The 22,558-nt window shown below is 67.1% G+C and carries 23 protein-coding genes; 9 read left to right on the forward strand and 14 right to left on the reverse strand.

Translation table 11 applies throughout. From position 1 onward, the window contains the following. Positions 1-4: 4 nt before the first annotated feature. A complete protein-coding gene (locus tag D9601_RS01255) occupies positions 5-1,261 on the reverse strand; it encodes an efflux RND transporter periplasmic adaptor subunit (protein ID WP_332837871.1) in 1,257 nt (418 codons plus the stop codon). A 178-nt stretch (positions 1,262-1,439) separates the two neighbouring features. Between D9601_RS01255 and rpiA the strand changes: the two genes are divergently transcribed. The 6 genes from rpiA (at position 1,440) to D9601_RS01285 (ending at position 8,042) form a co-directional block, all read left to right on the forward strand. Beyond that, positions 1,440-2,132: a ribose-5-phosphate isomerase RpiA gene (gene rpiA, locus D9601_RS01260; RefSeq protein ID WP_198352124.1), complete on the forward strand. Its 693-nt coding sequence runs from the start codon at positions 1,440-1,442 to the stop codon at positions 2,130-2,132. Positions 2,133-2,204: 72 nt separating this feature from the next. After that, positions 2,205-4,298: a transketolase gene (gene tkt, locus D9601_RS01265; protein WP_198352125.1), complete on the forward strand. Its 2,094-nt coding sequence runs from the start codon at positions 2,205-2,207 to the stop codon at positions 4,296-4,298. Further along, positions 4,298-5,422 carry a transaldolase gene (tal, locus tag D9601_RS01270; protein ID WP_198352126.1) on the forward strand — a complete coding sequence of 375 codons (1,125 nt, stop codon included), beginning with the start codon at positions 4,298-4,300 and terminating at the stop codon, positions 5,420-5,422. Before tkt ends, tal begins: the two co-directional genes overlap by 1 nt. Before the next feature lie 51 nt (positions 5,423-5,473). Next, the gene (gene gnd / locus D9601_RS01275; RefSeq protein WP_332837872.1) at positions 5,474-6,484 is read left to right on the forward strand and encodes a phosphogluconate dehydrogenase (NAD(+)-dependent, decarboxylating); all 1,011 of its coding nucleotides are present in this window, start codon (positions 5,474-5,476) and stop codon (positions 6,482-6,484) included. Then, on the forward strand, positions 6,481-7,299 hold the full coding sequence (locus tag D9601_RS01280) for a Cof-type HAD-IIB family hydrolase (protein ID WP_198352128.1): 819 nt from the start codon (positions 6,481-6,483) through the stop codon (positions 7,297-7,299). Before gnd ends, D9601_RS01280 begins: the two co-directional genes overlap by 4 nt. After that, positions 7,296-8,042 (forward strand): HAD-IIB family hydrolase, encoded by a 747-nt coding sequence (locus tag D9601_RS01285; RefSeq protein WP_198352129.1) that lies wholly within the window; start codon positions 7,296-7,298, stop codon positions 8,040-8,042. The genes D9601_RS01280 and D9601_RS01285 overlap by 4 nt, the downstream gene beginning before the upstream one ends. Before the next feature lie 162 nt (positions 8,043-8,204). On the opposite strand, the gene glnA is transcribed toward D9601_RS01285, so the two are convergent. The 6 genes from glnA to aroQ form a co-directional block, all read right to left on the reverse strand. Continuing rightward, positions 8,205-9,617, reverse strand: coding sequence for a type I glutamate--ammonia ligase (gene glnA, locus D9601_RS01290; protein WP_198352130.1), 1,413 nt, complete (start codon positions 9,615-9,617; stop codon positions 8,205-8,207). A gap of 98 nt (positions 9,618-9,715) precedes the next feature. After that, on the reverse strand, positions 9,716-10,054 hold the full coding sequence (locus tag D9601_RS01295) for a P-II family nitrogen regulator (RefSeq protein WP_198352131.1): 339 nt from the start codon (positions 10,052-10,054) through the stop codon (positions 9,716-9,718). Between the two features lie 153 nt (positions 10,055-10,207). After that, on the reverse strand, positions 10,208-10,549 hold the full coding sequence (locus D9601_RS01300; RefSeq protein ID WP_198352132.1) for an arsenate reductase family protein: 342 nt from the start codon (positions 10,547-10,549) through the stop codon (positions 10,208-10,210). A 157-nt stretch (positions 10,550-10,706) separates the two neighbouring features. Continuing rightward, positions 10,707-12,059 (reverse strand): acetyl-CoA carboxylase biotin carboxylase subunit, encoded by a 1,353-nt coding sequence (accC, locus tag D9601_RS01305; protein WP_198352133.1) that lies wholly within the window; start codon positions 12,057-12,059, stop codon positions 10,707-10,709. A gap of 4 nt (positions 12,060-12,063) precedes the next feature. After that, complete coding sequence (accB, locus tag D9601_RS01310; RefSeq protein WP_198352134.1) at positions 12,064-12,561, reverse strand: acetyl-CoA carboxylase biotin carboxyl carrier protein; 498 nt, start codon at positions 12,559-12,561, stop codon at positions 12,064-12,066. Between the two features lie 14 nt (positions 12,562-12,575). Next, positions 12,576-13,010 carry a type II 3-dehydroquinate dehydratase gene (gene aroQ / locus D9601_RS01315; protein WP_198352135.1) on the reverse strand — a complete coding sequence of 145 codons (435 nt, stop codon included), beginning with the start codon at positions 13,008-13,010 and terminating at the stop codon, positions 12,576-12,578. Positions 13,011-13,138: 128 nt separating this feature from the next. Between aroQ and thiS the strand changes: the two genes are divergently transcribed. The 3 genes from thiS (at position 13,139) to D9601_RS01330 (ending at position 14,841) form a co-directional block, all read left to right on the forward strand. Beyond that, on the forward strand, positions 13,139-14,146 hold the full coding sequence (gene thiS, locus D9601_RS01320) for a sulfur carrier protein ThiS (RefSeq protein ID WP_198352136.1): 1,008 nt from the start codon (positions 13,139-13,141) through the stop codon (positions 14,144-14,146). A gap of 138 nt (positions 14,147-14,284) precedes the next feature. After that, positions 14,285-14,467 carry a CsbD family protein gene (locus D9601_RS01325; RefSeq protein WP_198352137.1) on the forward strand — a complete coding sequence of 61 codons (183 nt, stop codon included), beginning with the start codon at positions 14,285-14,287 and terminating at the stop codon, positions 14,465-14,467. An 89-nt stretch (positions 14,468-14,556) separates the two neighbouring features. Continuing rightward, positions 14,557-14,841: a hypothetical protein gene (locus D9601_RS01330; protein ID WP_198352138.1), complete on the forward strand. Its 285-nt coding sequence runs from the start codon at positions 14,557-14,559 to the stop codon at positions 14,839-14,841. Between the two features lie 31 nt (positions 14,842-14,872). Here the strand turns inward: D9601_RS01330 and D9601_RS01335 are convergent, their stop codons facing one another. The 7 genes from D9601_RS01335 to D9601_RS01365 form a co-directional block, all read right to left on the reverse strand. Further along, on the reverse strand, positions 14,873-16,525 hold the full coding sequence (locus D9601_RS01335) for a thiamine pyrophosphate-binding protein (protein ID WP_198352139.1): 1,653 nt from the start codon (positions 16,523-16,525) through the stop codon (positions 14,873-14,875). A gap of 41 nt (positions 16,526-16,566) precedes the next feature. Further along, the gene (locus D9601_RS01340) at positions 16,567-16,956 is read right to left on the reverse strand and encodes a hypothetical protein (protein ID WP_232473770.1); all 390 of its coding nucleotides are present in this window, start codon (positions 16,954-16,956) and stop codon (positions 16,567-16,569) included. 107 nt (positions 16,957-17,063) lie between these two features. Beyond that, complete coding sequence (locus tag D9601_RS01345) at positions 17,064-18,044, reverse strand: type II secretion system F family protein (RefSeq protein WP_198352140.1); 981 nt, start codon at positions 18,042-18,044, stop codon at positions 17,064-17,066. Positions 18,045-18,065: 21 nt separating this feature from the next. After that, entirely contained in the window at positions 18,066-19,040 is a 975-nt protein-coding gene (locus tag D9601_RS01350; RefSeq protein ID WP_198352141.1) for a type II secretion system F family protein, read from the reverse strand. A gap of 41 nt (positions 19,041-19,081) precedes the next feature. Then, positions 19,082-20,353: a nucleotide-binding protein gene (locus D9601_RS01355; protein ID WP_198352142.1), complete on the reverse strand. Its 1,272-nt coding sequence runs from the start codon at positions 20,351-20,353 to the stop codon at positions 19,082-19,084. Position 20,354: 1 nt separating this feature from the next. Next, complete coding sequence (locus D9601_RS01360) at positions 20,355-20,987, reverse strand: CpaD family pilus assembly protein (RefSeq protein ID WP_198352143.1); 633 nt, start codon at positions 20,985-20,987, stop codon at positions 20,355-20,357. Between the two features lie 22 nt (positions 20,988-21,009). Next, positions 21,010-22,557, reverse strand: a complete 1,548-nt coding sequence (locus D9601_RS01365; RefSeq protein WP_198352144.1) for a type II and III secretion system protein family protein — start codon at positions 22,555-22,557, stop codon at positions 21,010-21,012. Position 22,558 lies beyond the last annotated feature (1 nt).

The raw sequence follows: 22,558 nt of genomic DNA on the forward strand, positions 1-22,558 counted from the left end.
CGGCTCAGCGCCCGCCCTTGCCGGCGGCGCCGCCCTTTTCCTGCGCCTTCTTCATCTCCTCGGGGGACGGCGGCTTGACCTGTTGCGGGCTGTTCGCCGGTACCGGCTTGATCGCCTGGTTCGGCTTCACGTTGGCGAGACCCTGGGTGATGATCTTGTCGCCGGCGTTGAGCCCCTTGGTGACGACCCAATTGGTGCCCTGGGTGCGGTCGGCGGTGACGGTGCGCTGCACCGCCTTGTTGTTCGGGCCGACGACGAACAGCGTCGCGTTACCCTTCGGATCGCGTGAGATCGCCTGCTGCGGCACCAGGAAGGCATTGGTGTTGATCGCCTGCGCGAAGCGGGCGCGGACGAACATGCCGGGCAGCAACAGACCCTGCGGATTGGGGAAGCGCGCGCGCAGCGTTACGGTGCCGGTCTGCGTGTCGACCACGGTTTCGGCGAATTCGACGGTGCCGGTCTGGCCATAGTCGCTGCCGTCCTCGAGGATCAGCCGCACCTGCGCCGAGGCGGGCGTGACGCCCCCCTGCGCCAGGCTGCGGCGCAGGCTGAGCAGGTCGGCCGCGGATTGCTGGATGTCGACGAACATCGGATCGAGCCGCTGGATCTGCGCGAGCGGATCGGTCTGGCTGGCGGAAACCAGCGCGCCGACGGTGTAGAGCGAGCGGCCGATCCGTCCGGTGATCGGCGCGGGCACCGTCGTGAAACTGAGGTTGACGCGCGCCGTTTCCAGCGCGGCCTGGTTCTGCGCGACCGAGGCGGCGGCCTGGCGTGCGGAGGCGACGGCGTTGGTATATTCCTGCTTCGACACCGCCTCGATCTGCGCCAGCGGGCGATAGCGGTCCGCCTGGATGCGCGTCGCCTCCGCATTGGCCTGGGCGCTCAGCAGATTGGCGCGCGCCTGGTTGACCGAGGCGCGATACAGGCGCGGATCGATCTCGTAGAGCGGCTGACCCTTGCGGACGATCGTGCCCTCGGTGAAGAAACGGCGACGGATGATGCCGTTGACCTGCGGCCGCACGTCCGAGCTTTCATAGGCGTTGGTCCGCCCGGCGAGTTCGGTGACCATCGCGGCGCTCGACGGCTGTACCACGACATAGCCGACGGTGGCGGGACCGGCTGCGCCGCCGGGGCCGCCCTTGCCCTTCTGTTCGGAGTGACCGCCGCCACAAGCGGAAAGGGTGAACGCCAGGGCGAGGACGGCGGCGCTGGTGGCGACTCCGGCCGACGCTCGGAGCCTGCGATTCGATGATGTGGTCAAGTGGTTCACCCGGCAGTGTCTTCGGTCCGCGCGACCGCGACCGCGCGATAATCCGTCATCGGGGTCTTTGGTTGCATGCACATGTCCAATGCCGGGCAAAACGGCGGAAATGCAAGCCGATGGGGGCGTTATAAGTGTCGCAAATTGTCGCAGTGGGGCAGCAAGGCGGACGTAAATCATGACGGCACAGACAGATAGCGACGGCGACAAGGATGCGGCCGCGGCGGCCGCGATCGAGGAGGTGCGGGACGGCATGCTGATCGGGCTGGGGACCGGATCGACCGCCGCCCATGCGATCCGCCGGCTCGGCGAGCGGGTCGCCGGAGGGCTCGCGATCCGGGCGGTGGCGACCTCGCATGCCAGTGCGACGCTCGCCGAGTCGCTGGGTATCGTCGTCCTCGACTTCGCCGATGTGCCGCGCATCGACCTGACCATCGACGGTGCCGACGAGATCGACACGCGGCTCTACGCGGTCAAAGGTGCGGGCGGGGCGATGCTGCGGGAGAAGGTGGTCGCCGAAGCGTCCGATCGGATGGTGGTGATCGCGGACGGCAGCAAGCGGGTGGCGGCGATCGGAACGAAGGCACCGGTGCCGGTCGAAATCCTGCCGTTCGCGCGCGCCTTCGTGCTGCGGGCACTCGGCGAGGCCGCGGTGCTGCGGATGGCGGGCGACCGGCCCTATCTGACGGACAACGGCAATCTGGTCGCGGATTGCCGGTTCGACCTTGCCGATGTGGTAGCGGTTGCGCGCCGGCTGGAAGCGATCCCCGGCGTGCTGGGGCACGGCCTGTTCCTCGATCAGGTCGACGTCGCCTATATCGCCGAGGCCGGAGTCGTTTCGCGGCTGGAACGGGGCGACGGGGCGAGCTAAGGCCGCGCCGAGACAGGCAACCGGATCGGGCGCGCCGCGTTCGACCCGCGACAAGAGCGAGGCCCCTTTTCCATGTCCGACACCATCACCACCGGCGCGCCTGCGCAAGACACCGCCTTTCGCGAGGACGGCTCGATCGAGCGGCTGACGATCGATACGATCCGCACCCTGGCGATGGATGCCGTGCAGAAGGCGAATTCCGGCCACCCCGGCACGCCGATGGCGCTCGCGCCCGTCGGCTATACGCTGTGGTCGCAATTCCTGCGCTACGATCCGGCACATCCCGACTGGCCGAACCGCGACCGCTTCGTGCTGTCGGTCGGCCACGCGTCGATGCTGCTGTACAGCCTGATTCACCTGGCCGGGATCGAGGAGATCGACGCGGACGGCAACAAGACGGGCAAGGAGGCGGTCAGCCTCGCCGACATCGAGGGCTTCCGCCAGCTGTCGTCGAAGACGCCCGGTCACCCCGAATATCGCCACACCACCGGCGTTGAGACGACGACCGGTCCGCTGGGCGCGGGTGCGGGCAATTCGGTCGGCATGGCGATCGCCGAGCGCTGGCTGGCGGCGCGCTACAACAAGCCGGGCTTCACGCTGTTCGACCATGACGTCTATGCGCTGTGCGGCGACGGCGACATGATGGAGGGCGTCGCGTCCGAGGCGGCGAGCATCGCCGGCCATCTGAAGCTGTCGAACCTGTGCTGGATCTACGACAGCAACCACATCTCGATCGAGGGGTCGACCGATCTCGCGTTCGACGAGGACGTCGGCAAGCGCTTCCAGGCCTATGGCTGGAACGTCATCCATGTCGACGACGCCAATGACACCGCCACCTTCGCCAAGGCGATCGAGACGTTCAAGGCGACGAACGACAAGCCGACCTTCATCGTCGTCCATTCCGTCATCGGCTGGGGCAGCCCCAAGGCCGGCAGCGAGAAGGCGCATGGCGAGCCGCTCGGCGTCGACAACGTCAAGGCGACCAAGCGCGCCTATGGCTGGCCGGAAGACAGGGACTTCTACGTTCCCGACGGCGTGCGCGAGCATCTGAACGGCACGCTGAAGGATCGCGGCGGCAAGCTGCGCGACGCATGGGTCGCAACCTTCGATCGCTATCGCAGCGAGCATGGCGATCTGGCCGCCGAGCTTGACCTGATGCTGAAGGACCAGCTGCCCGCCGACTGGGATGCGGACGTGCCGGTGTTCCCGGCCGACGAGAAGGGCCTCGCCAGCCGCGATTCGGGCGGCAAGGTGCTCAACGCGCTGGTCGGCAAACTGCCGTGGCTGATCGGCGGTTCGGCCGACCTGGCGCCGTCGACCAAGACCGACATCAAGGGCAAGGACAGTTTCGAGGCGTCGAACTACGGCGGTCAGAACTTCCACTTCGGCGTCCGCGAACATGGCATGGGTGCCGTGGTCAACGGCATGTCGCTGTCGCACCTGCGCGCCTACGGCTCCACCTTTCTGGTCTTCGCCGACTATATGCGGCCGCCGATCCGCCTGTCGGCGATCATGGAGCTGGCGAGCATCTGGGTCTTCACGCACGATTCGATCGGCGTCGGCGAGGACGGCCCGACGCACCAGCCGATCGAGCATCTCGCCTCGCTGCGCGCGATCCCCGGCTTGGACACGATCCGCCCGGGCGACGCCAACGAGGTCGCCTATGCCTGGCGCGCCGCGCTGGAGGATGCCAGCCGGCCGACTGCGCTGATCTTCTCGCGCCAGGCGCTGCCGACGCTCGACCGCGAGAAATATGCGCCGGCGGACGGCGTGCTGAAGGGCGGCTACGTGCTCGCCGACAGCGACGGGACGCCAGACGTGATCCTCCTCGCGACCGGCAGCGAGCTCGCGCTGGTGGTGCAGGCGCACGAAAAGCTGAAGGCGGAGGGCGTCAACAGCCGCGTCGTCAGCCTGCCGAGCTGGTACCGCTACGAACTCCAGTCGGACGAATATAAAGAAAGCGTGCTGCCCAAGGCGGTCAAGGCGCGGCTCGCCGTCGAGCAGGCCGGGCCGATCGGCTGGGACCGCTATGTCGGCTACGAAGGTCGCCAGATCACCATGTCGACGTTCGGCGCCTCCGCCCCCATATCCAAGCTGCAGGACAAATACGGCTTCACCGTCGACAACGTCGTCAAGGTGGCCAAAGAGATGCTGGAGACGAAGTGATGAGCACGCTCAAGGACCTGAGCCAGGCCGGTACCGCGGTGTGGCTGGACTTCGTCGATCGCAAGTTCCTGGAGGCCGGCGGCCTGCAGAAGCTGGTCGACGAGGACGGCCTGACCGGCGTCACCTCCAACCCGTCGATCTTCGAGAAAGCGATGGGTCACGGCGACGCCTATGACGCAACTCTCGCCGATTTCGACAAGAGCCATCCCGGCGCGGCGACGATCGACCGCTACGAGGCGCTGGCGATCCAGGACATCAAGGCTGCGGCCGAGACGCTGAAGCCGGTCTACGACCGGCTCGACGCCAAGGACGGCTATGTCAGCCTCGAGGTCTCGCCCTATATCGCCGACGACACTGATGCGACGATCGCCGAGGCGGAGAAGCTGTGGCACGCGGTCGACCGGCCGAACCTGATGATCAAGATCCCCGGGACGCCGGCTGGCGCACCCGCGATCAGCGCGACGATCGCCAAGGGGATCAACGTCAACGTCACGCTGCTTTTCTCGAAGGACGCGTACATCCGTGTCGCCGAGGCTTATGCGACCGGTCTCGAGGAGCGCGTCCGCCAGAACCAGCCGATCGACCGGATCGCCAGCGTCGCCAGCTTCTTCGTCAGCCGTATCGATTCGACGATCGACAAGGAGATCGACCGCCGCGTCGCCGAGAACGATCCGGAGTCGGCGGCGCTCAAGGTGCTGCGCGGCAAGGTCGCGATCGCCAACGCCAAGCTCGCCTATCAATGGTTCCTCGACTTCGAAAAGTCGGACCGCTGGCAGGCGCTCGCCGCCAAGGGTGCGCAGCCGCAGCGGCTGCTGTGGGCGTCGACCGGGGTCAAGGACAAGGCCTATCCCGACACGCTTTACATCGACACGCTGATCGGACGCGACACCGTCAACACGATGCCACCCGCGACGATGGACGCGTTCCGCGACCACGGCACGGTGGCGGAGACGCTGACCGCCGACGTCAACGATGCCCGCCACGTGCTGTCGGAAGTCGAGCGGCTCGGCCTCGACCTGAACGGCGTCACCGATCGGCTGGTCGAGGAGGGTGTCGCCTCCTTCGCCAAGGCGTTCGACGACCTGCTCGGCTCGATCGCGGCGAAGCAGCCGGCCACGGCCTGACGAATCCGGCTCCGCCGCGGCGCAACACTTGAGCCGCGGCGGAGTTTGTCCGTGCATCATCCTTCCCAGCAGGACGTATATTCCATGAAGATCGGTTTGGTCGGACTCGGCCGCATGGGCGGCAACATCGCGCGGCGGCTGATGAAGGCGGGGCATGAGGTCGTCGCCTTCGATCGCGCCAAGGAGGCGGTCGACACGCTCGCCGCGGACGGCGCGATCGCCGCGACCTCGCTGCAGGACATGCGCGACAAGCTGGACAGTCCGGCAATCTGGTGGGTGATGCTGCCCGCCGGCGGCCCGACCGAGGACACGATCGCGGCGATCGCGGAGGATGCGCGTGAGGGCGACGTCATCATCGACGGCGGTAACACCTTCTACAAGGACGACATTCGCCGCGCGAAGGGGCTGCGCGACAAGGGCGTCCATTATGTCGACGTTGGCACGTCGGGCGGCGTTTGGGGGCTGGAGCGCGGCTATTGCATGATGATCGGCGGCGACGACGACACCGTGACGATGCTCGACCCGATCTTCGAGGCATTGGCGCCGGGCTATGGCTCGATCCCGCGCACGCCGGGCCGCGAGGGCGACGATCCGCGCGCGGAAAAGGGCTATATCCATGCCGGGCCGGCGGGTGCGGGCCACTTCGTCAAGATGATCCACAATGGCATCGAATACGGCCTGATGCAGGCCTATGCCGAGGGCTTCGACATTCTGAAGGGCAAGAGCAGCGACAAATTGCCCGAGGACGAGCGCTTCGACATCAACCTGACTGACGTGGCTGAAGTATGGCGGCGCGGCAGCGTGATCTCGTCCTGGCTGCTCGACCTGACCGCGATCGCCCTCGCCAAGGACGGCAAGCTCGAGCAGTTCACCGGCAGCGTCGCCGACTCGGGCGAGGGCCAGTGGACGATCGATGCGGCGATGGAGGAGAAGGTGCCGGCCAACGTGCTGACCGCCTCGCTGTTCGCGCGCTATCGCAGCCGCGTCGAACATACCTTCGGCGACAAGGTGCTGTCGGCGATGCGCTTCGGCTTCGGCGGACACGTCGAGATCCCGCAATGACGCCGATCCGGCTTGTCGTATCCGACATCGACGGGACCCTGGTCGACAAGAGCAAGCAACTGACCCCGGCGACCACCGACGCCGTGCTGCGACTGGAGCAGGCGGGCGTCGGCTTCACCGTGATCAGTGCGCGGCCGCGATCGGGGATCATGCCGATCGCCGACACGCTCGGCATCGACGCGCCGATGGCGGCATTCAACGGCGGCATCATCTTCCGCCGCGACGGCACGATCGACGAGCATCACGTCGTTGACCCGGAGGTGGTGCGCGGCGTGCTTGATCTGGCGAAGGGCGAGGCGGTCGACATCTGGGTGTTCGCCGACGATCGCTGGTATGCATCGACCGACGAAGGCGAGCATGTCGCCCACGAGCGGCTGGCGTCGAACCAAGACCCCGTCGTCACCTACGATTTCACGCCTTATCTCGACCGCGCCGACAAGATCACCTTCGTCAGCGACGACCACGCGCTGCTCAAGGCGCTGGCCGACCGTTGCCCGCCGGCATTCGGCAGCCGGGCGACGATCGTGCAGAGCCAGGTCTATTATCTCGACGTCACCGCGCTTGCCGGCAACAAGGGCGACGGCATGACCGCGCTGGCCCGCGCCTTCGACCAGCCGCTCGATGCGGTGGCGGCGATCGGCGACCAGTTCAACGACGTGCCGATGCTGGAACGTGCCGGTTTCGCCGTGGCCATGGGCAATGCGCCCGACGGCGTGAAGGCAAAGGCCGATGCCGTCTCTCGCGGCAATGACGCCGACGGCGTCGCCCACGCGATCGATACCCTCATCTTCCCCAGAATTGGAGTAAATGCATGAAAGAGCTGGTTGCCTTCGACCTCGACGGAACGCTGGCCGAGAGCAAGCAGCCCTTGCAGGAACCGATGGGGGAGGCTTTGGCCGACCTGCTCGGCGTCGCGCATGTCGCGGTGATCTCGGGCGGTGATTGGCCGCAGTTCGACAAGCAGGTCGCGAGCCGCCTGCCGGCGCGTGCCGATCTGTCGAAGCTGTGGCTGATGCCGACCACGGGTACCAAGCTCTATACGCATCGCGACGGTGCCTGGTCACCGGTCTATGCCGAGCTGTTCGACGACGAGACCAAGGCCAAGATCCTGAAGGCATTCGACGAATCGCTCGAGGCGACGGGCTTCGTGCCCGAGAAGACCTGGGGCGAGCGGATCGAGGATCGCGGCAGCCAGATCACCTTCTCGGCGCTCGGCCAGCAGGCGCCGATCGACGCCAAGGAACATTGGGACCCCAAGTTCGAGAAGCGCAAGGTGATCCAGGCCGACCTGAAGAAGCGGTTGCCGGGCCTGTCGATCAACATGGGTGGTGCCACGTCGATCGACATCACCCGCGAGGGCGTTGACAAGGCCTATGGCCTGAAGAAGCTGCACGATGCGAGCGGCATCCAGCTCGACAAGATGATGTTCATCGGCGACGCGATCTTCCCGGGCGGCAACGATTATCCGGCGAAGGAACTGGGCCTCGACACGGTCAAGGTGCGCGACCCGGAGGAGACTCTGTCGGTGATCGCCGCGATCGTCGCCTGCCAGAAATAGCCGCCGACCCGATGTTCGGGTCATGGCCAAACGCATAAGGGCGCCCGGAATGATCCGGGCGCCCTTATTCTTGAAGGGGCATTACGTATGCCGTCGCTGCGCTACTCCTCGCGTGACCGGCGACAGCGTCGGCACGGCCGAGGCCGCACCGACGCGACCGTCTTACATGCTGTAGTACATGTCGTATTCGACCGGCGACGGAGTCATTTCCCAGCGCGCGACCTCTTCCCACTTCAGCTCGATATAGGCCTCGATCTGCTCCTTGGAGAAGACGTCGCCCTTGAGCAGGAAGTCGTGGTCGGCGCCAAGCGACTCGAGCGCCTCGCGCAAGGACGCGCAGACGGTCGGCACCTGCGACAGTTCCGCCGGCGGCAGGTCGTACAGGTTCTTGTCCATCGCCTCGCCGGGATGGATCTTGTTCTGGATGCCGTCGAGGCCGGCCATCATCAGCGCCGCATAAGCGAGATAGGGATTGGCCATCGCGTCGGGGAAGCGGACTTCGACGCGCTTCGACTTGGCGCCCGTGCCGTACGGGATGCGGCACGAGGCCGAGCGGTTGCGCGACGAATAGGCGAGCAGCACCGGCGCTTCGTAACCCGGCACCAGCCGCTTGTAGCTGTTGGTGGTCGGGTTGGTGAAGGCGTTGATCGCCTTGGCATGCTTGATGATGCCGCCGATGAAATACAGGCAGGTGTCCGACAGGCCGGCATAGCCATTGCCGGCGAACAGCGGCTCCTTGCCCTGCCAGATCGAGAAGTGGGTGTGCATGCCCGAGCCGTTATCTTCCTTGATCGGCTTGGGCATGAAGGTCGCCGACTTGCCGTAGGCGTGGGCGACCTGATGCACGACATACTTGTAGATCTGCATGCGGTCGGCGGTGGTGGTCAGCGTGCCGAAGGTCAGGCCCAGCTCGTGCTGCGCGGCGGCGACCTCATGGTGATGCTTGTCGCAGGGCAGGCCCATCTCGAGCATGGTCGAGACCATCTCGCCGCGGATGTCGACCGCGGAGTCGACCGGCGCGACGGGGAAATAGCCGCCCTTGGCGCGTGGACGGTGGCCCAGGTTGCCGCCCTCATAGTCGCGGCCGGTGTTGGTCGGCAGCTCGATGTCGTCGATCTTGAAGTAGGAGCCGGCATAGTTCGTGTCGAACTGCACATTGTCGAACATGAAGAATTCGGCTTCCGGGCCGACATAGACGGTGTCGCCGATGCCCGTGGTCTTGAGGTACGCCTCGGCGCGCTTGGCGGTCGAGCGCGGATCGCGGGCGTAGAGTTCACCGGTCGACGGTTCGACGACGTCGCAGAAGACGATCAGCATCGGGGTGGCCGAGAACGGGTCGGTATAGACCGCGTCCAGATCGGGCTTCAGGATCATGTCCGACTCGTTGATCGCCTTCCAGCCGGCGATCGACGAGCCGTCGAACATCAGGCCGTCGGTCAGCTCGTCCTCGCCCAGGATCGAGGCGACCATGGTGAGGTGCTGCCACTTGCCCTTGGGGTCGGTGAAGCGGAGATCGATCCACTCGATCTCCTCGTCCTTGATCTTGCTCAGAATGTCCGAAGCGGTCGTCGCCATGGTCGTCAGTCTTTCTTTCGCCTTGCGTCACCCCAGCGAAAGCTGGGGTCTCGTGGTTTGAAGCAGACCCCAGCTTTCGCTGGGGTGACGGAAATCAGTCAGATCGCCGCTTCATCGCGTTCGCCGGTGCGGATGCGCAGCGCGGTTTCGACGGGGATGACGAAGATCTTGCCGTCGCCGATGCGGCCGGTCTGCGCGGCGGCGGCGATCGCCTCGACGACGCGTTCGGCGAGCGAATCGTCGACGACGACCTCCAGCTTCACCTTGGGCAGGAAGTCGACGACATATTCGGCGCCGCGATACAGTTCGGTGTGGCCCTTCTGGCGACCGAAGCCCTTCGCCTCGGTGACGGTGATGCCGCTGACGCCGATCTCGTGCAGCGCTTCCTTCACCTCATCCAGCTTGAACGGCTTGATGATGGCTTCGACCTTCTTCACCTGTCTACGCCCCTCGCTGGAACCCCGCCCGCAACCCCGCGCGCCGTGGCCCGATTGTGCCAGCAACGGACCCTTGCAAGCAACGGGGAATCTCGCAATTTTACTGCGCGAGAAACGGGCAGACCTTGTCGATCTGCGCGTTTTTTCAGCAGACTAGAGGATGGTGCGCACCCGTTCGGCCGGACGGGCGAGCACCACGCCCTTGTCGGTCTCGACCCGCGGCCGCTGGATGATGATCGGATTGATCGCCATCGCATCCAAAATGGTAGCATGGTCGGCCCCGGCATCGATCAGCGCCTTGGCGTCCGGTTCGGTCGCGCGCAGCCCGTCCCGCGGGCTAATCCCGGCAAGGCCGTATAGCCGCGACAGTTCGGCGACCGTCGGCGGATGCTTCAGATATTCGACGACGGTGACATCGGCGCCCGCCTCTTCGAGGATGGCGAGTGTGCTGCGCGACGTGCCGCAACGCGGGTTGTGGTAGATGGTGGCTTTCATGCAGCCACCTTAGCAATCCTCCCCGCCTGCGGGGAGGGGGACCGCCGCCGAAGGCGGTGGTGGAGGGGGGTGGCCGCACGCGGTGTGTTTGCGGCCAGCCCCCTCCGTCACCGCTGTCGCGGTGCCACCTCCCCGCGAACGGGGAGGCGTCAGCGTCTCAGGCGTCCTGCCGCGCCAGCCATTCCTCCAGCCACTTAATCGTGTACTGGCCGTCCTGGAATTCGGGGTCGTCGAGCAAGGCCTGGTGCAGCGGGATGGTGGTCTTCATCCCTTCGATGACGAACTCCTCCAGCGCGCGGCGCAGACGGCGCAACGCGCCCTGGCGGGTGGTGCCATAGACGATCAGCTTGGCGATCATCGAGTCGTAATAGGGCGGGACCTTGTAGCCCGCGTACAGCCCCGAATCGACGCGGACGTGCATGCCGCCCGGCGCGTGATATTGCTTCACCAAACCTGGGGAAGGCGCGAAGGTGCGCGGGTCCTCGGCATTGATGCGGCATTCGATCGCATGGCCGCGGAACTGCACGTCCTCCTGGCGCAGCGTCAGCGGATGCCCCTCGGCGACGCGGATCTGCTCGCGGACGAGATCGAGGCCGGTGATCATCTCGGTCACCGGATGCTCGACCTGCAGCCGCGTGTTCATCTCGATGAAGTAGAATTCGCCGTCTTCCCACAGGAACTCGATCGTGCCGGCGCCGCGATAGCCCATGTCGGCCATCGCCTTGGCGACGATGCCGCCCATCCGCGCGCGTTCCTCCGCCGTGATGACGGGGGAGGGCGCCTCCTCCAGCACCTTCTGGTGGCGGCGCTGCAGCGAACAGTCGCGTTCGCCGAGGTGGATGGCGTTGCCGTTGCCGTCGCCGAACACCTGAAATTCGATATGGCGCGGATTGCCCAGGTACTTTTCGAGATAGACGGTGGCGTCGCCGAACGCCGCCTTCGCCTCGCTGCCCGCCTGCTGCATCAGCGTCTCGAGCTGATCCTCGCTGGTGCACACCTTCATGCCGCGGCCGCCGCCGCCCGACGCCGCCTTGATGATCACCGGATAGCCGATGCGGCTGGCCAGCGCCTTCGCCTCGGCGACGTCGCTGATCGCGCCGTCGGAGCCTGGGACGAGCGGCAGGCCGAGCGCGCCGGCGGTGCGCTTGGCCTCCACCTTGTCGCCCATGGTGCGGATATGCTCCGGCTTCGGGCCGACGAAGATCAGGTTATGCAGTTCGACGATCTCGGCGAACTTGGCGTTCTCGCTCAAGAAACCGTAGCCGGGATGGATCGCGTCCGCGCCGGAGATTTCGGCGGCGGAGATGATGTTGGGGATGTTGAGGTAGCTGTCGGTCGCCGCCGGCGGCCCGATGCACACTGCCTCGTCCGCCAGGCGGACGTGCATCGCGTCGGCGTCGGCGGTGGAATGGACCGCGACCGTCTGGATGCCCATCTCGTGACAGGCGCGATGGATGCGCAGCGCGATCTCGCCGCGGTTGGCGATCAGCAGCTTCTTGATGGGGCGCATCGCCTTACTCGACGACGACGAGCGGCTGGTCGAATTCGACCGGCTGGCCGTTTTCGACCAGGATCTGCTTGACGGTGCCGGCCGAGGTGGCGGTGATCGGGTTCATCACCTTCATCGCCTCGACGATCAGCAGCGTGTCGCCCGGCGACACGCTCTGGCCGACGCTGACGAAGGGCTTGGCGCTCGGTTCCGCGGCAAGGTAGACGGTGCCGACCATCGGCGACTTGACCGCATTGGCCGAGACGGTCGGGGCAGAGGCGCCAGCCTCGGCGGTCGCCGGTGCGCTGGCGGCAGGCGCAGGCGCGGCGGCGGGCGCCGGCGCATAGTGGACGGCGGGCGCGGCGGCGGCGGCCTTGCGCGCGACGCGGATCTTGCGGTCGCCCTCTTCGACCTCGATCTCAGTCAGGTGGGTGGCGTCGAGCAGCTCGGCGAGCTGGCGCACCAGGTTGACATCGACCTGCATCGCGCCTCCCTGGGCGCCGTTCTGGTTGTTATCAGTCATGGCGGAGCCTCCTGTCAGAAGCGCGCGGCTGCTTCAAGCGCGAGGATGTAGCTCAAGGCACCAAAGCCCGCGATGGTTCCCTTGGCGGCCCGCCCGACGAAGCTCTCGTGCCGAAAGCTCTCGCGCGCGTGCGGATTGGACAGATGCACCTCGATCACGGGTGTCGTCACGCTCTTGATCGCATCGTGGATCGCCACCGACGTATGGGTGAAGCCGCCGGCGTTGAGCAGCACCGCCTTCGCCTGCCGCGCCTGCGCCTCGTGCAGCCAGTCGACCAGATGCCCCTCGTGATTGGACTGGCGCATGTCGATCTCCACCCCGAGTTCGCGGCCGCGATCCTCCAGCTGCCCGGCGATGTCGTCGAGCGTGTCGTGGCCGTAGATGTCCGGCTCGCGCAGGCCGAGCAGGTTGAGGTTGGGGCCGTTGAGGACGAAGATGGTGTCGGACATGGCGGCGGGCTTACCGCCCTTTGCCGGCGGGTGCAAAACGGCGTGCCCCGCGTTGCGCGAACATCATCCCGCGCAGAGGTGGACACCGGGGCCAAGGCGCCTAGATGGGGCGGCAAGGAGTTCCTATTATGCCCCACACCGATGGCACCGTCTCGATTACCGTCAATGGCGAGCACAAGCGCGTCCCGGCCGGCCTGTCGCTGGCCAAGCTCGCCTCCGAGCTAGGGCTGGTGCCAGAGAAGGTCGCGGTCGAGCGCAATCTCGAGGTGGTGCCGCGCTCGACGCTGGCCGAAGTGTGCGTCGAGGATGGCGACGATATCGAGATCGTGCATTTCGTGGGTGGTGGCGATCACGCCCGGCCGATCGACGACGACAGCTGGACGGTGGCGGGCCGCACCTTCCGCTCGCGGCTGATCGTCGGCACCGGCAAGTACAAGGACTTTGCGCAGAATGCCGCCGCGCTGGCGGCGAGCGGCGCGGAGATCGTCACCGTCGCGGTACGGCGTGTCAACGTCAGCGATCCCAAGGCGCCGATGCTGACCGATTATATCGACCCCAAGAAGGTCACCTACCTGCCCAACACCGCCGGCTGCTTCACCGCCGACGAGGCGATCCGCACGCTGCGCCTGGCGCGGGAGGCCGGCGGCTGGGATCTCGTCAAGCTGGAGGTGCTGGGCGAGGCGAAGACGCTCTACCCCGACATGCGCGAGACGCTGAAGGCGACCGAGGTGCTGGTCCGCGAGGGCTTCAAGCCGATGGTCTATTGCGTCGACGATCCGATCGCGGCGAAGCAGCTGGAAGAGGCGGGTGCGGTGGCGATCATGCCGCTCGGCGCGCCGATCGGCTCCGGCCTCGGCATCCAGAACCGCGTCACCATCCGCCTGATCGTCGAGGGCGCCAAGGTGCCGGTGCTGGTCGATGCCGGCGTCGGCACCGCCTCCGATGCGGCGGTCGCGATGGAGCTGGGCTGCGACGGCGTGCTGATGAACACCGCCATCGCTGAGGCGAAGGATCCGGTGATGATGGCCGCCGCGATGCGGGCCGCGATCGAGGCGGGACGGCTGAGCTACCGAGCCGGCCGCATGGGCCAGCGTCGCTACGCCGACCCGTCCAGTCCGCTCGCCGGCCTGATCTGAGCCGGCCCGCCGACGTTTCGTCGCAAATGGACGCTGTCTGTCGAGTTTGTCACGGAACCGGTACGAGGTCGAACCCGTTGTTCTTGCGGTAGATCAAGCGGTCCGATCCCCGGTCCGCATCAAGCGCAGGAGGCCGTGATGGGCGAGCTGACCGACAAGATCAAGGGCAACATCAACGAAGCGATCGGCAACGTCAAGGAAGCCATCGGCAACCACAACAACGACGCCGACATGGCCGCCGAGGGCAAGGCCCAGCAGGCCGAAGGCAAGGGCGAGCAGTTCAAGGGCAAGGTCAAGGGCGCGCTCGGCGACGACATCTGATCGTCCTGCCGGGCAACCGGACATGAGGGTCGTCCCGCCACGTGCGGGGCGGCCCTTTTTCGAACCAGCTATCAAACAGGGAAAGAGACATGAAGAAGACGATGGCTGCGGCCTTGCTGGGCGCCATGGCGCTGTCGCTGGCCGCCTGCGGCGGCAACGGCGACGACAAGCTCGCGAAGAACGTCGAAAAGGCCTATGACAATCGCGCCGACGCGATGGAGCAGGCGGCCGACAATATGAAGGATCAGGCCAAGCAGATTCGCAAGAGCGGCGAGCAGCAGGCCGATGCGATCGACGACGCCGACGTCAATGCCGCGGCGATGAGCGACGCGCAGAAGACGGCGCTGATGAACGGGACCGAGAAGCTGCGCTGAGACCGCGGCCGGGCGGCGATCGTTGCGGCGTTTAGTTGCGTCGCGCGATCGCGCTCAACGTGGTGCCGGCGGTGATCACCTCGACATCGGTCTTGAGGTGGAGCAGGCGCACACCCGGCTCCGCCTGCGCGCGGCTCAGCGCTTGGGCGAAATCCTCCGTCCGCGTCACCGTTTCTGCCCAGCAGCCATAGGCGCGGGCGAGGGCGGCGAAATCCGGGTTGGCAAGCTGCGTCGCGGCGATCCGGCCGGGGAATTCCCGCTCCTGATGCATGCGGATCGTGCCATAGGCACCATTGTCCACGACCAGCACGAGCAGCCGCACGTCGTGCTGGACCGCGGTCGCCAGTTCCTGGCCGTTCATCAGGAAGCAGCCGTCGCCTGCCAGCGCGACGACGCTGCGCTCGGGATGACGCAGCGCCGCGGCGATCGCGGCGGGCAGGCCATAGCCCATCGCGCCGGCGGTCGGCGCCAGCTGCGTGCCCGGCGCCGCATAGGGCCAATAACGGTGCCACCAGCCGCTGTAATTGCCCGCGCCGTTGCAGATGATCGTATCGGCGGGCAATTGCTCGCGCATCGTCGCGACACAGCGGCCGAGGTCCATCGCGACGCCGTCGCGCGCCGCCGGCGTCGACCAGGCGCGCCAGTCGGCGTGCGCCTCTGCGCCGCCGGGATGCGGCGGCCCGTCCAGCGCGACCAGCGCCTCGGCGAATTCGGTCATGCCGGCACAGATCGCCAGATCGGTCCGATAGGTGCGGCCCAGTTCCTCGGGATCGGGATGGACGTGGATCAGCCGTTGGCCGGGATGGTCCGGCGTGATCAACGCATAGCCGTCGGTCGTCGCCTCGCCGAGCCGTGGCCCGACGACGAGCAGCAGATCCGCCGCCTTGATACGGTCGACCAGCTGCGGATTGGGGCCATAGCCGAGGTTGCCCGCATAGCTCGGGCAGGCGTTCGGAATGGCGTCCTGCCGCCGGAATGCCGCCGCCACGGGCACGCCGGTCCGATGCGCCCACGCCGCAAAATCCTGCGCGGCGACGCTGTCCCAACCGGCGCCGCCGACGATCGCCACCGGCCGTTCGGCGGTGGCGAGCAGGTCGCCGAGCCGCTCGATCGTGTCCTCGTCACAGCCCTGACGGATGCGCTCGACCCGCGGGCGGTCGACCGCCTCGACCTCATCGAGCAGCATGTCCTCGGGCAGTGCGAGCACGACCGGCCCCGGCCGGCCGTTCATCGCGGTGGCATAGGCGCGCGCGACATATTCCGGGATGCGGCGCGCGTCGTCGATCCGTGCCGCCCATTTGGCGAGCGGCGCGAACATCGCCGCGAAATCGACCTCCTGAAACGCTTCGCGATCGCGGGTGCCGCGATCGACGTCGCCGATGAACAGGATCATCGGCTGCGAATCCTGCATTGCGACATGAACGCCGATCGACGCGTTGGTCGCGCCCGGCCCGCGTGTGACGAAGGCGATGCCCGGCCGATGGCTGAGCGCGCCGTCGGCGCAGGCCATGAACGCCGCGCCACCCTCTTGCCGGCAGGTGACCGTGTCGATCTCCGTCGTGTCGTGCAGCGCGTCGAGCACGGCGAGGAAGCTCTCGCCGGGGACGGTGAAGACGCGCTCGCATCCGTTCGCCAGCAATTGGTCGACGAGGATGCGGCCGCCGGTGCGAAGAGGCTGGGTCATGACGCGACCTTGACCGCTTTGCCGGCCCAAGTCGAGCGAGGTCAGCGCCAGTCGAACCAGCCGCGGTTGGCGTCGCGCGTGGCGAAGGCCGGGCGGGCGGCCCGCGCCGCCACCGGTTGCCGGCCGGTCAGCCGATCGGTCAGGGTCGGCCGTTCGGCGACGACGCCATCCGTGGTCGTCACCACCGGCGCGGCGACCGGCTGCGCCTTGGCCAGGCGGCTGTTTTCCGCCTCCAGCTCGGCGATACGGCGATTGGCCTCGGCGACGCGCGTATCGGTGTCGCGACGATAGCCGGCATGTGCCTCACGCTCGGTGGCGTAGCGCGTCTTCCACTTGCGGCCACCGGGATGGCTGGCGAGGCCGAACAGCCAGCCGGCGAACAGCGCCAGCGCGAGCGCGGCGAACTGGGTCGGGGTGGTGAAGAGCATCATGGTCCTCCCTGTTACGGGACGACAACGACGACCGGCGAGGTTGGTTCAAGCGCGACCCTCCCCGCGAGCGGGGAGGATGCCGTGTGATGGGTTCGCCGTGACGGTGTTTAGAAGGCGTCGCTGATCGAACAGGCCGCCGGACCCAGGATGACGATGAACAGCGTCGGCAGGATGAAGAGGATCAGCGGCACCGTCATGATCGCGGGCAGGCGCGCCGCCTTTTCCTCGGCGCGCATCATCCGCTCGTTGCGGAATTCCGCCGACAGGACGCGAAGGGCTGAGGCCAGCGGCGTGCCGTATTTCTCCGTCTGGATCATCGTCGTCGTGACGCCTTTCACCGCGTCCAGGTTGACGCGCATGGCGAGGTTCTCGAACGCCTGCCGCCGCTCGGTCAGGAAGCCGAGTTCGATCGCGGTCAGGGTGAATTCGTCGCCCAGCTCGGGAAAGCCGCGGCCTAGTTCCTTGGCGACACGGTTGAACGCGGCGTCGACGGTCAGGCCCGCTTCTGCGCAGATCACCAGCAGATCGAGCGCGTCGGGCAGCCCCTTGCGGATCGCGTCCGATCGCTTGTTGATCTTGTTCTTCAAATAGATGTCGGGCGCTTTGTACGACAGCAGGAAGGTGACCGCGACGATCGCATAGCGTTTGAACGGCGAGTAATCGGCGAAGGTGTCGGTGCCGTAGACGAGAAAGACGGCGAGGCCGCCGAACACGATCGGCAGCGCCAGCCGGCCGAAGATCACCGCGACCGCCCAATCCTTCGACCGGATGCCAGCCTGCATCAGCTTGACCTGCGCGGTCTTGACCTGGCTGTCCTGCAGCACCTTCAACGACGACAGGAAGCTGCGCATCTTGTCGGCAGTGTCGTTGCGCTGCACCAGCTTGGCGCGGCGCCGGGTCGAGGCGGTGATGCCCGCCTTCAGCTGTTCGCGCCGGTCGTTCAGCGCCTTAACGCGCTTCGCCATCGGGTCGCTGACCGTCGTCGCCGCATAGATCGCGACCATCACCGCGAAGGCGGCGACGCCCGACAGGATCGTCGCGACCCACATGACGTCGACGCCGAGAAGGGTAGGGCCGGGTGCTTGCATGATCCGTTTCTTTCCAGCCCGTCAGATTTCGAAATTGACCATCTTGGCCATGATGAAGGCGCCGATGCTCATCCAGATCAGCCCGCCGATGCCGGCGATCATCAGCCGCTGGTCGACGAAGAAGTTCTGCATGTAGCTGGAATTGATCATCCAGATCATGCCGAAGACGATGAACGGCAGCGAGCCGACGATATAGGCCGAGGCCTTGGATTCCGACGACATCGCCTTGATCTTGAGCTTCATCTGACTGCGCTGGCGGAGCACCGTCGCCAGATTGGCGAGCGTTTCCGCCAGATTGCCGCCGGTCTCGCGCTGAATGGCCAGCGTAATGACGAAGAACTGGAATTCCGGCGTGCCGAGCCGGTCGGCGGTGTCTTGCAGCGCGCCGTCCATCGATCGGCCGATCTTCATCTTGTCGGACACCATGCGGAATTCCTCGCCGACCGGACCATCGACCTCCTGACCGACGACGGTCATGGTCTCGGTCACCGGCAGGCCGGAGCGCAGACCGCGCACCAGCAGCTCGATCGCGTCGGGGAATTTCGCGGTGAACTTGGCGATGCGGCGCTGGATGAACTTGCCGACGACGAAGTGCGGAATGCCGCCGCCGACGATCGTGCCGATGAACAGGCCCAGGATGAGCGGCGCGCCGCGCAGCCATAACAGGCCGGCGGTCACCACCAGCAGGCCGACGCTGGCCATGCCATATTGGCCGACGGTCCAGTCCTTGCCCGTCATCGCCAGCCGCTTGGCGAGTTGCGCCGGATTCGGCAGCAGCTTGCCGAAGGCGATGTCGGTCTTGGTCTGTTCGCGACCGGCGGTGATGCGGCGCATCTGGGCATCGGCGATCGCTGCGCCCTCACCATGGCGCTCGCGCAATGCGGCGATGCGGCGGGATTGCGCCCGCTGCGGCGACGGGCCCGCGAACGCAAAGGCCAACAGGCCGAGCACCGCCGCCGCGCCAAGCGCGATCAACAGCAGGGGCATCATGGTCATGGTCCCGTTCCGCGCTCCCTAAAGCCGATGCCGGCGGACGATCACTTGGCCGGGCGCTTGTTGAGCAGCGAGGCGATCAGCGACTTGCCCTTGGCGTTCTTGCCGCCCTTGGCCGGGCCAATGCTGTCGGCGATTTCGTCGTTCGCATTCAGCAGGCTGCCCGCCAGATCGACCAGCGGCGCCACCGTCTTCGAATTCTTGCCGGCCTCGGCCAGCGGCTTGCCGAGCTTCGCCGCCTGTGCCGCAAGTTTCTGGTCGAAGGGGACGACGTGATCGATCTTGCGCTCGATCGATCCTTCGAAATCCTTGCGGCTGATCTCGATCTGCGCGGTTGGATGCATGCGGTTGCAGACGACGGTGACCCGCGTCTGCGGCGCGTTCGTCTTCAACCACGACAGGATGCGGATCGTGTCGCGCGCCGCGGCAAGGGTCAGTTCGGTGACGATCACCGCGGTCTGGATGTCGCTGATCAGATGCGGGTGCTGGACCAGCATCGCGCGCGGCAGATCGACGACCGTGCACTCGAACGCGGCGCGCATCTCCTCCTGCAGTTGGTAGAAGGCGGCGCCGTCGGTCATCAGCGGGGCGTTGATCGGCGCTTCCGCCGAGAGCACGGCGAGCTTTTCCGACGCCTTGACCATCGCCCGCTCGATGAACAGGCCGTCGATGCGGCTCGGATTCTCGATCGCGTCGGTCAGGCCGCGGCCGGGTTCGAGGTCGAGCGCCAGCGCGCCGGTACCGAAGTGCACGTCGAGATCGAGCAACGCGGTCGACCGCTTCTCCTTCTCGCTGAGCAGCCAGGCGAGCGAGGTCGCCAGCGTTGAAGCGCCGACACCGCCGCGCGTGCCGATCACCGCGGTCGCGAGGTGCGGCCGGTCGGGTTCGGCGTCGATCGGCTTGGGCGCGTTGAGCATCGCCTGCGCATGGCCCAGCGCCTCGCGCAGCATGTCCGGATGCACCGGCTTCAGCAGATAATCCTGGATGCCGCTGGCGACGAGGTCGCGGTACAGGCGCACGTCGTTGACCTGGCCGGCGGCGATCACCACCGTGCCCGGCTCGCAGACCTCGGCGAGGGCGTTGATGTCGTTGAGCGGGTCGCCCGATTCGGCGAGGTCGACGAACAGGATCTGCGGGCTCGCCGACACGGACAGCGACTGCACCGCATTGCGCAGACCGCCCTTGTGGACCTTCTCGACCGCCCAGCCCAGTTCGGCGGCGACCGGACGCAGCGTCTCGGCGGTGGTCTCGTCGCAGACATAGGCGGCGAACGGGTCGCGCAGGCCGGTGCTGCCGGGTTTCCAGGGTGCGTTCATCTTACTTCCCTCCCGCGCTGGCGCCCTGCAGGCCGCCGGCACCGGTCGGTGCCTTCTTGCGATAGGCGTCGACCGCCTTGCTGGTCAGCATCGGATCGGTGACCGGGCCGCTGTCGGCGCCGTGAACCAGATCGCTCGGCCGCGCGATCATCGCGGCGAGGTTGCTGTTCACCGCGCAACCATAATTGGACGAGGCATTGGCATCGAATTCGTTGCTGCTGTTGCGGCTCCAGTCCGGACAGCCCGGCACCGAAGCGCGCATCCGCGTCACCACCACGCGCACCGCGCCGGCCGCGACAGGGGCATTGGTGACGGGCGTGTCGGTCGACAGCAGCAGGCCGTAGCGCGCGACGACGCCGGCGACCTGGTCATGCGCGACGGGGGCGGCATAGCCCGGATCGTCGACGGCGACCACGTCGCCGAAGCCGAGGCGCATGCCGTCCATCCAGCCGGCGAGCCGGCGGTCCTCCCCGGGCGCCAGGGCGCTGCCGCGCACCGCCAGATCGAGGGCGTAGCTGGCGCGATCGACCACCGGCTGGTGGACCGACTCGACGCCGCGGTTTTCGGTGCCCATGCAGCCGCCGACGAGCAGCGCCGGGACCGCGAGGGACGCGAGGAGGAGCGAGCGGATCATGATGCGAGTGTCCTTCGCGCGCTTAGTTGGAGAAGCCGGGGGCGGGCACGGTGGCCGCCGCCTTTGACTTGCGGGTGGTGCGGGGATCGGCCGTCGCCGCCGCCGGGTCGCGTTGCGGCGTCGCCGGCACGCTGGCCGCCGCGCCGATCGTGGGGGCCGGGACATAGCGGCCGGTCGCCATGGTCGGCACGGGTCGGCGGCCACCGCTGACGCCGGTGCCGACCTCACCCATCAGGATGCGCTGAGCGTCGGTCGGCGCGCGATAGCCGTCGCTGGGCAGCGCCACGTCGGCGGCGTTGTTGATCGGCTTGACCAGATAGGGGGTGATGATGATCACCAGCTCGGTCTCGCTGCGCTGGAAGTTGTTCGAGCGGAACAGCGAGCCGATGATCGGCAGGTCACCGAGGAACGGCGTCTTGTCGATCGAATTGTTGTGACTGTTCTGCAGCAGGCCGCCGATCATCATGCTCTGACCCGAGCCGAGTTCGAGCGTGGTCTCCGCACGGCGGGTCGACAGGCCTGGCACGCGCGTGCCGTTCAGCGTCACCGCGTTTGAATAGTCGAGCTGCGACACCTCAGGCCGGACGCGCAGCGAGATGCGCCCGTCGGCAAGCACGGTCGGCGTGTAGGCAAGGCTGACGCCATATTGCTTGTATTCGACCGACACGGTGCCGAGCGCCTGCGCGATCGGGATCGGCACCTCGCCACCGGCGAGGAACGTCCCCGTCTCACCCGACAGCGCGGTGAGATTGGGATTGGCGAGCGTCGTCACCTGGCCGAGCGTCTCGCCCAGGTCGATCGCCGACAGGATGTCGGTGCCGAGCAGGCGGCCGGCGATGCCAAGCGTCGTGCGATTCGCGCCCGTGGTGAAGGTCGAGGTCTTCGCGCCCGTCGTCGCATCGTAGCTGATCGTGCCGGCCGACGCGGTCGACGAGTCGCTGCCGAACAGGAAGCCGCCGCCCGGACGGTCGCTGGTCGTCAGGCGGACGCCGACGTTCTTGATGAAGGTGCGGCTGACCTCGGCGAAGCGGACCTGCAGATTGACCTGCAACGGCGTCGCGGTCTTCAGCCGCGACAGGACCTTGGTGCTGTCGCCGACATAGGCCTGGACCAGCCGTTCCGCCTCCGCCGCGTCGCCGGGACTGGCGATCGTGCCGGTCAGCAGGACGAGGCCGTTCATCGGCGTCGCGACGATCTGCGCCTCCGGCATCGCCAGCCGCAGCATCGCGCCGATCGAGTCGTAATTGTTCCCGACGCGGACCGTGCTGGCATAGACGACGGCGCCGCCCTTGGTGGTCGCCGAGATCGTCGTCTCGCCGGGCTTCTTGCCGAAGATGTACAATTGGGTGGGCGAGCGGACCTGCACGTCGGCGATGCCGTCGTCGGCGACGAAGACGTCGGTCATCGGCCGGGGCAGCGTCACCAGCCGGCCGCGGCCGGTGTTGACCTGCACCAGACCCGAACCGGTCACCGGGGCGGGCGTCGTCGGCCGCGTCGTCGGCCGCGCGCCGGTCGGGGCCGCCGCCGCGCCGACCAGCGCGATCGTCAGCGGAATGAAGAGCGTGCGCATG

The sequence above is a fragment of the Sphingomonas sp. MA1305 genome (assembly GCF_016107325.1).
Lineage (GTDB): Bacteria > Pseudomonadota > Alphaproteobacteria > Sphingomonadales > Sphingomonadaceae > Sphingomonas.

Coding starts and splice junctions, on each gene's coding strand:
- D9601_RS01280 (WP_198352128.1), top strand. CDS start 6,481: ATGACGCCGATCCGGCTTGTCGTATCCGACATCGACGGGACCCTGGTC.
- rpiA (WP_198352124.1), top strand. CDS start 1,440: ATGACGGCACAGACAGATAGCGACGGCGACAAGGATGCGGCCGCGGCG.
- accC (WP_198352133.1), bottom strand. CDS start 12,059: ATGCGCCCCATCAAGAAGCTGCTGATCGCCAACCGCGGCGAGATCGCG.
- D9601_RS01300 (WP_198352132.1), bottom strand. CDS start 10,549: ATGAAAGCCACCATCTACCACAACCCGCGTTGCGGCACGTCGCGCAGC.
- thiS (WP_198352136.1), top strand. CDS start 13,139: ATGCCCCACACCGATGGCACCGTCTCGATTACCGTCAATGGCGAGCAC.
- D9601_RS01360 (WP_198352143.1), bottom strand. CDS start 20,987: ATGATCCGCTCGCTCCTCCTCGCGTCCCTCGCGGTCCCGGCGCTGCTC.
- D9601_RS01335 (WP_198352139.1), bottom strand. CDS start 16,525: ATGACCCAGCCTCTTCGCACCGGCGGCCGCATCCTCGTCGACCAATTG.
- tkt (WP_198352125.1), top strand. CDS start 2,205: ATGTCCGACACCATCACCACCGGCGCGCCTGCGCAAGACACCGCCTTT.
- D9601_RS01365 (WP_198352144.1), bottom strand. CDS start 22,557: ATGCGCACGCTCTTCATTCCGCTGACGATCGCGCTGGTCGGCGCGGCG.
- D9601_RS01345 (WP_198352140.1), bottom strand. CDS start 18,044: ATGCAAGCACCCGGCCCTACCCTTCTCGGCGTCGACGTCATGTGGGTC.
- D9601_RS01355 (WP_198352142.1), bottom strand. CDS start 20,353: ATGAACGCACCCTGGAAACCCGGCAGCACCGGCCTGCGCGACCCGTTC.
- aroQ (WP_198352135.1), bottom strand. CDS start 13,010: ATGTCCGACACCATCTTCGTCCTCAACGGCCCCAACCTCAACCTGCTC.
- tal (WP_198352126.1), top strand. CDS start 4,298: ATGAGCACGCTCAAGGACCTGAGCCAGGCCGGTACCGCGGTGTGGCTG.
- D9601_RS01340 (WP_232473770.1), bottom strand. CDS start 16,956: ATGATGCTCTTCACCACCCCGACCCAGTTCGCCGCGCTCGCGCTGGCG.
- D9601_RS01285 (WP_198352129.1), top strand. CDS start 7,296: ATGAAAGAGCTGGTTGCCTTCGACCTCGACGGAACGCTGGCCGAGAGC.
- glnA (WP_198352130.1), bottom strand. CDS start 9,617: ATGGCGACGACCGCTTCGGACATTCTGAGCAAGATCAAGGACGAGGAG.
- D9601_RS01325 (WP_198352137.1), top strand. CDS start 14,285: ATGGGCGAGCTGACCGACAAGATCAAGGGCAACATCAACGAAGCGATC.
- D9601_RS01350 (WP_198352141.1), bottom strand. CDS start 19,040: ATGACCATGATGCCCCTGCTGTTGATCGCGCTTGGCGCGGCGGCGGTG.
- D9601_RS01330 (WP_198352138.1), top strand. CDS start 14,557: ATGAAGAAGACGATGGCTGCGGCCTTGCTGGGCGCCATGGCGCTGTCG.
- accB (WP_198352134.1), bottom strand. CDS start 12,561: ATGACTGATAACAACCAGAACGGCGCCCAGGGAGGCGCGATGCAGGTC.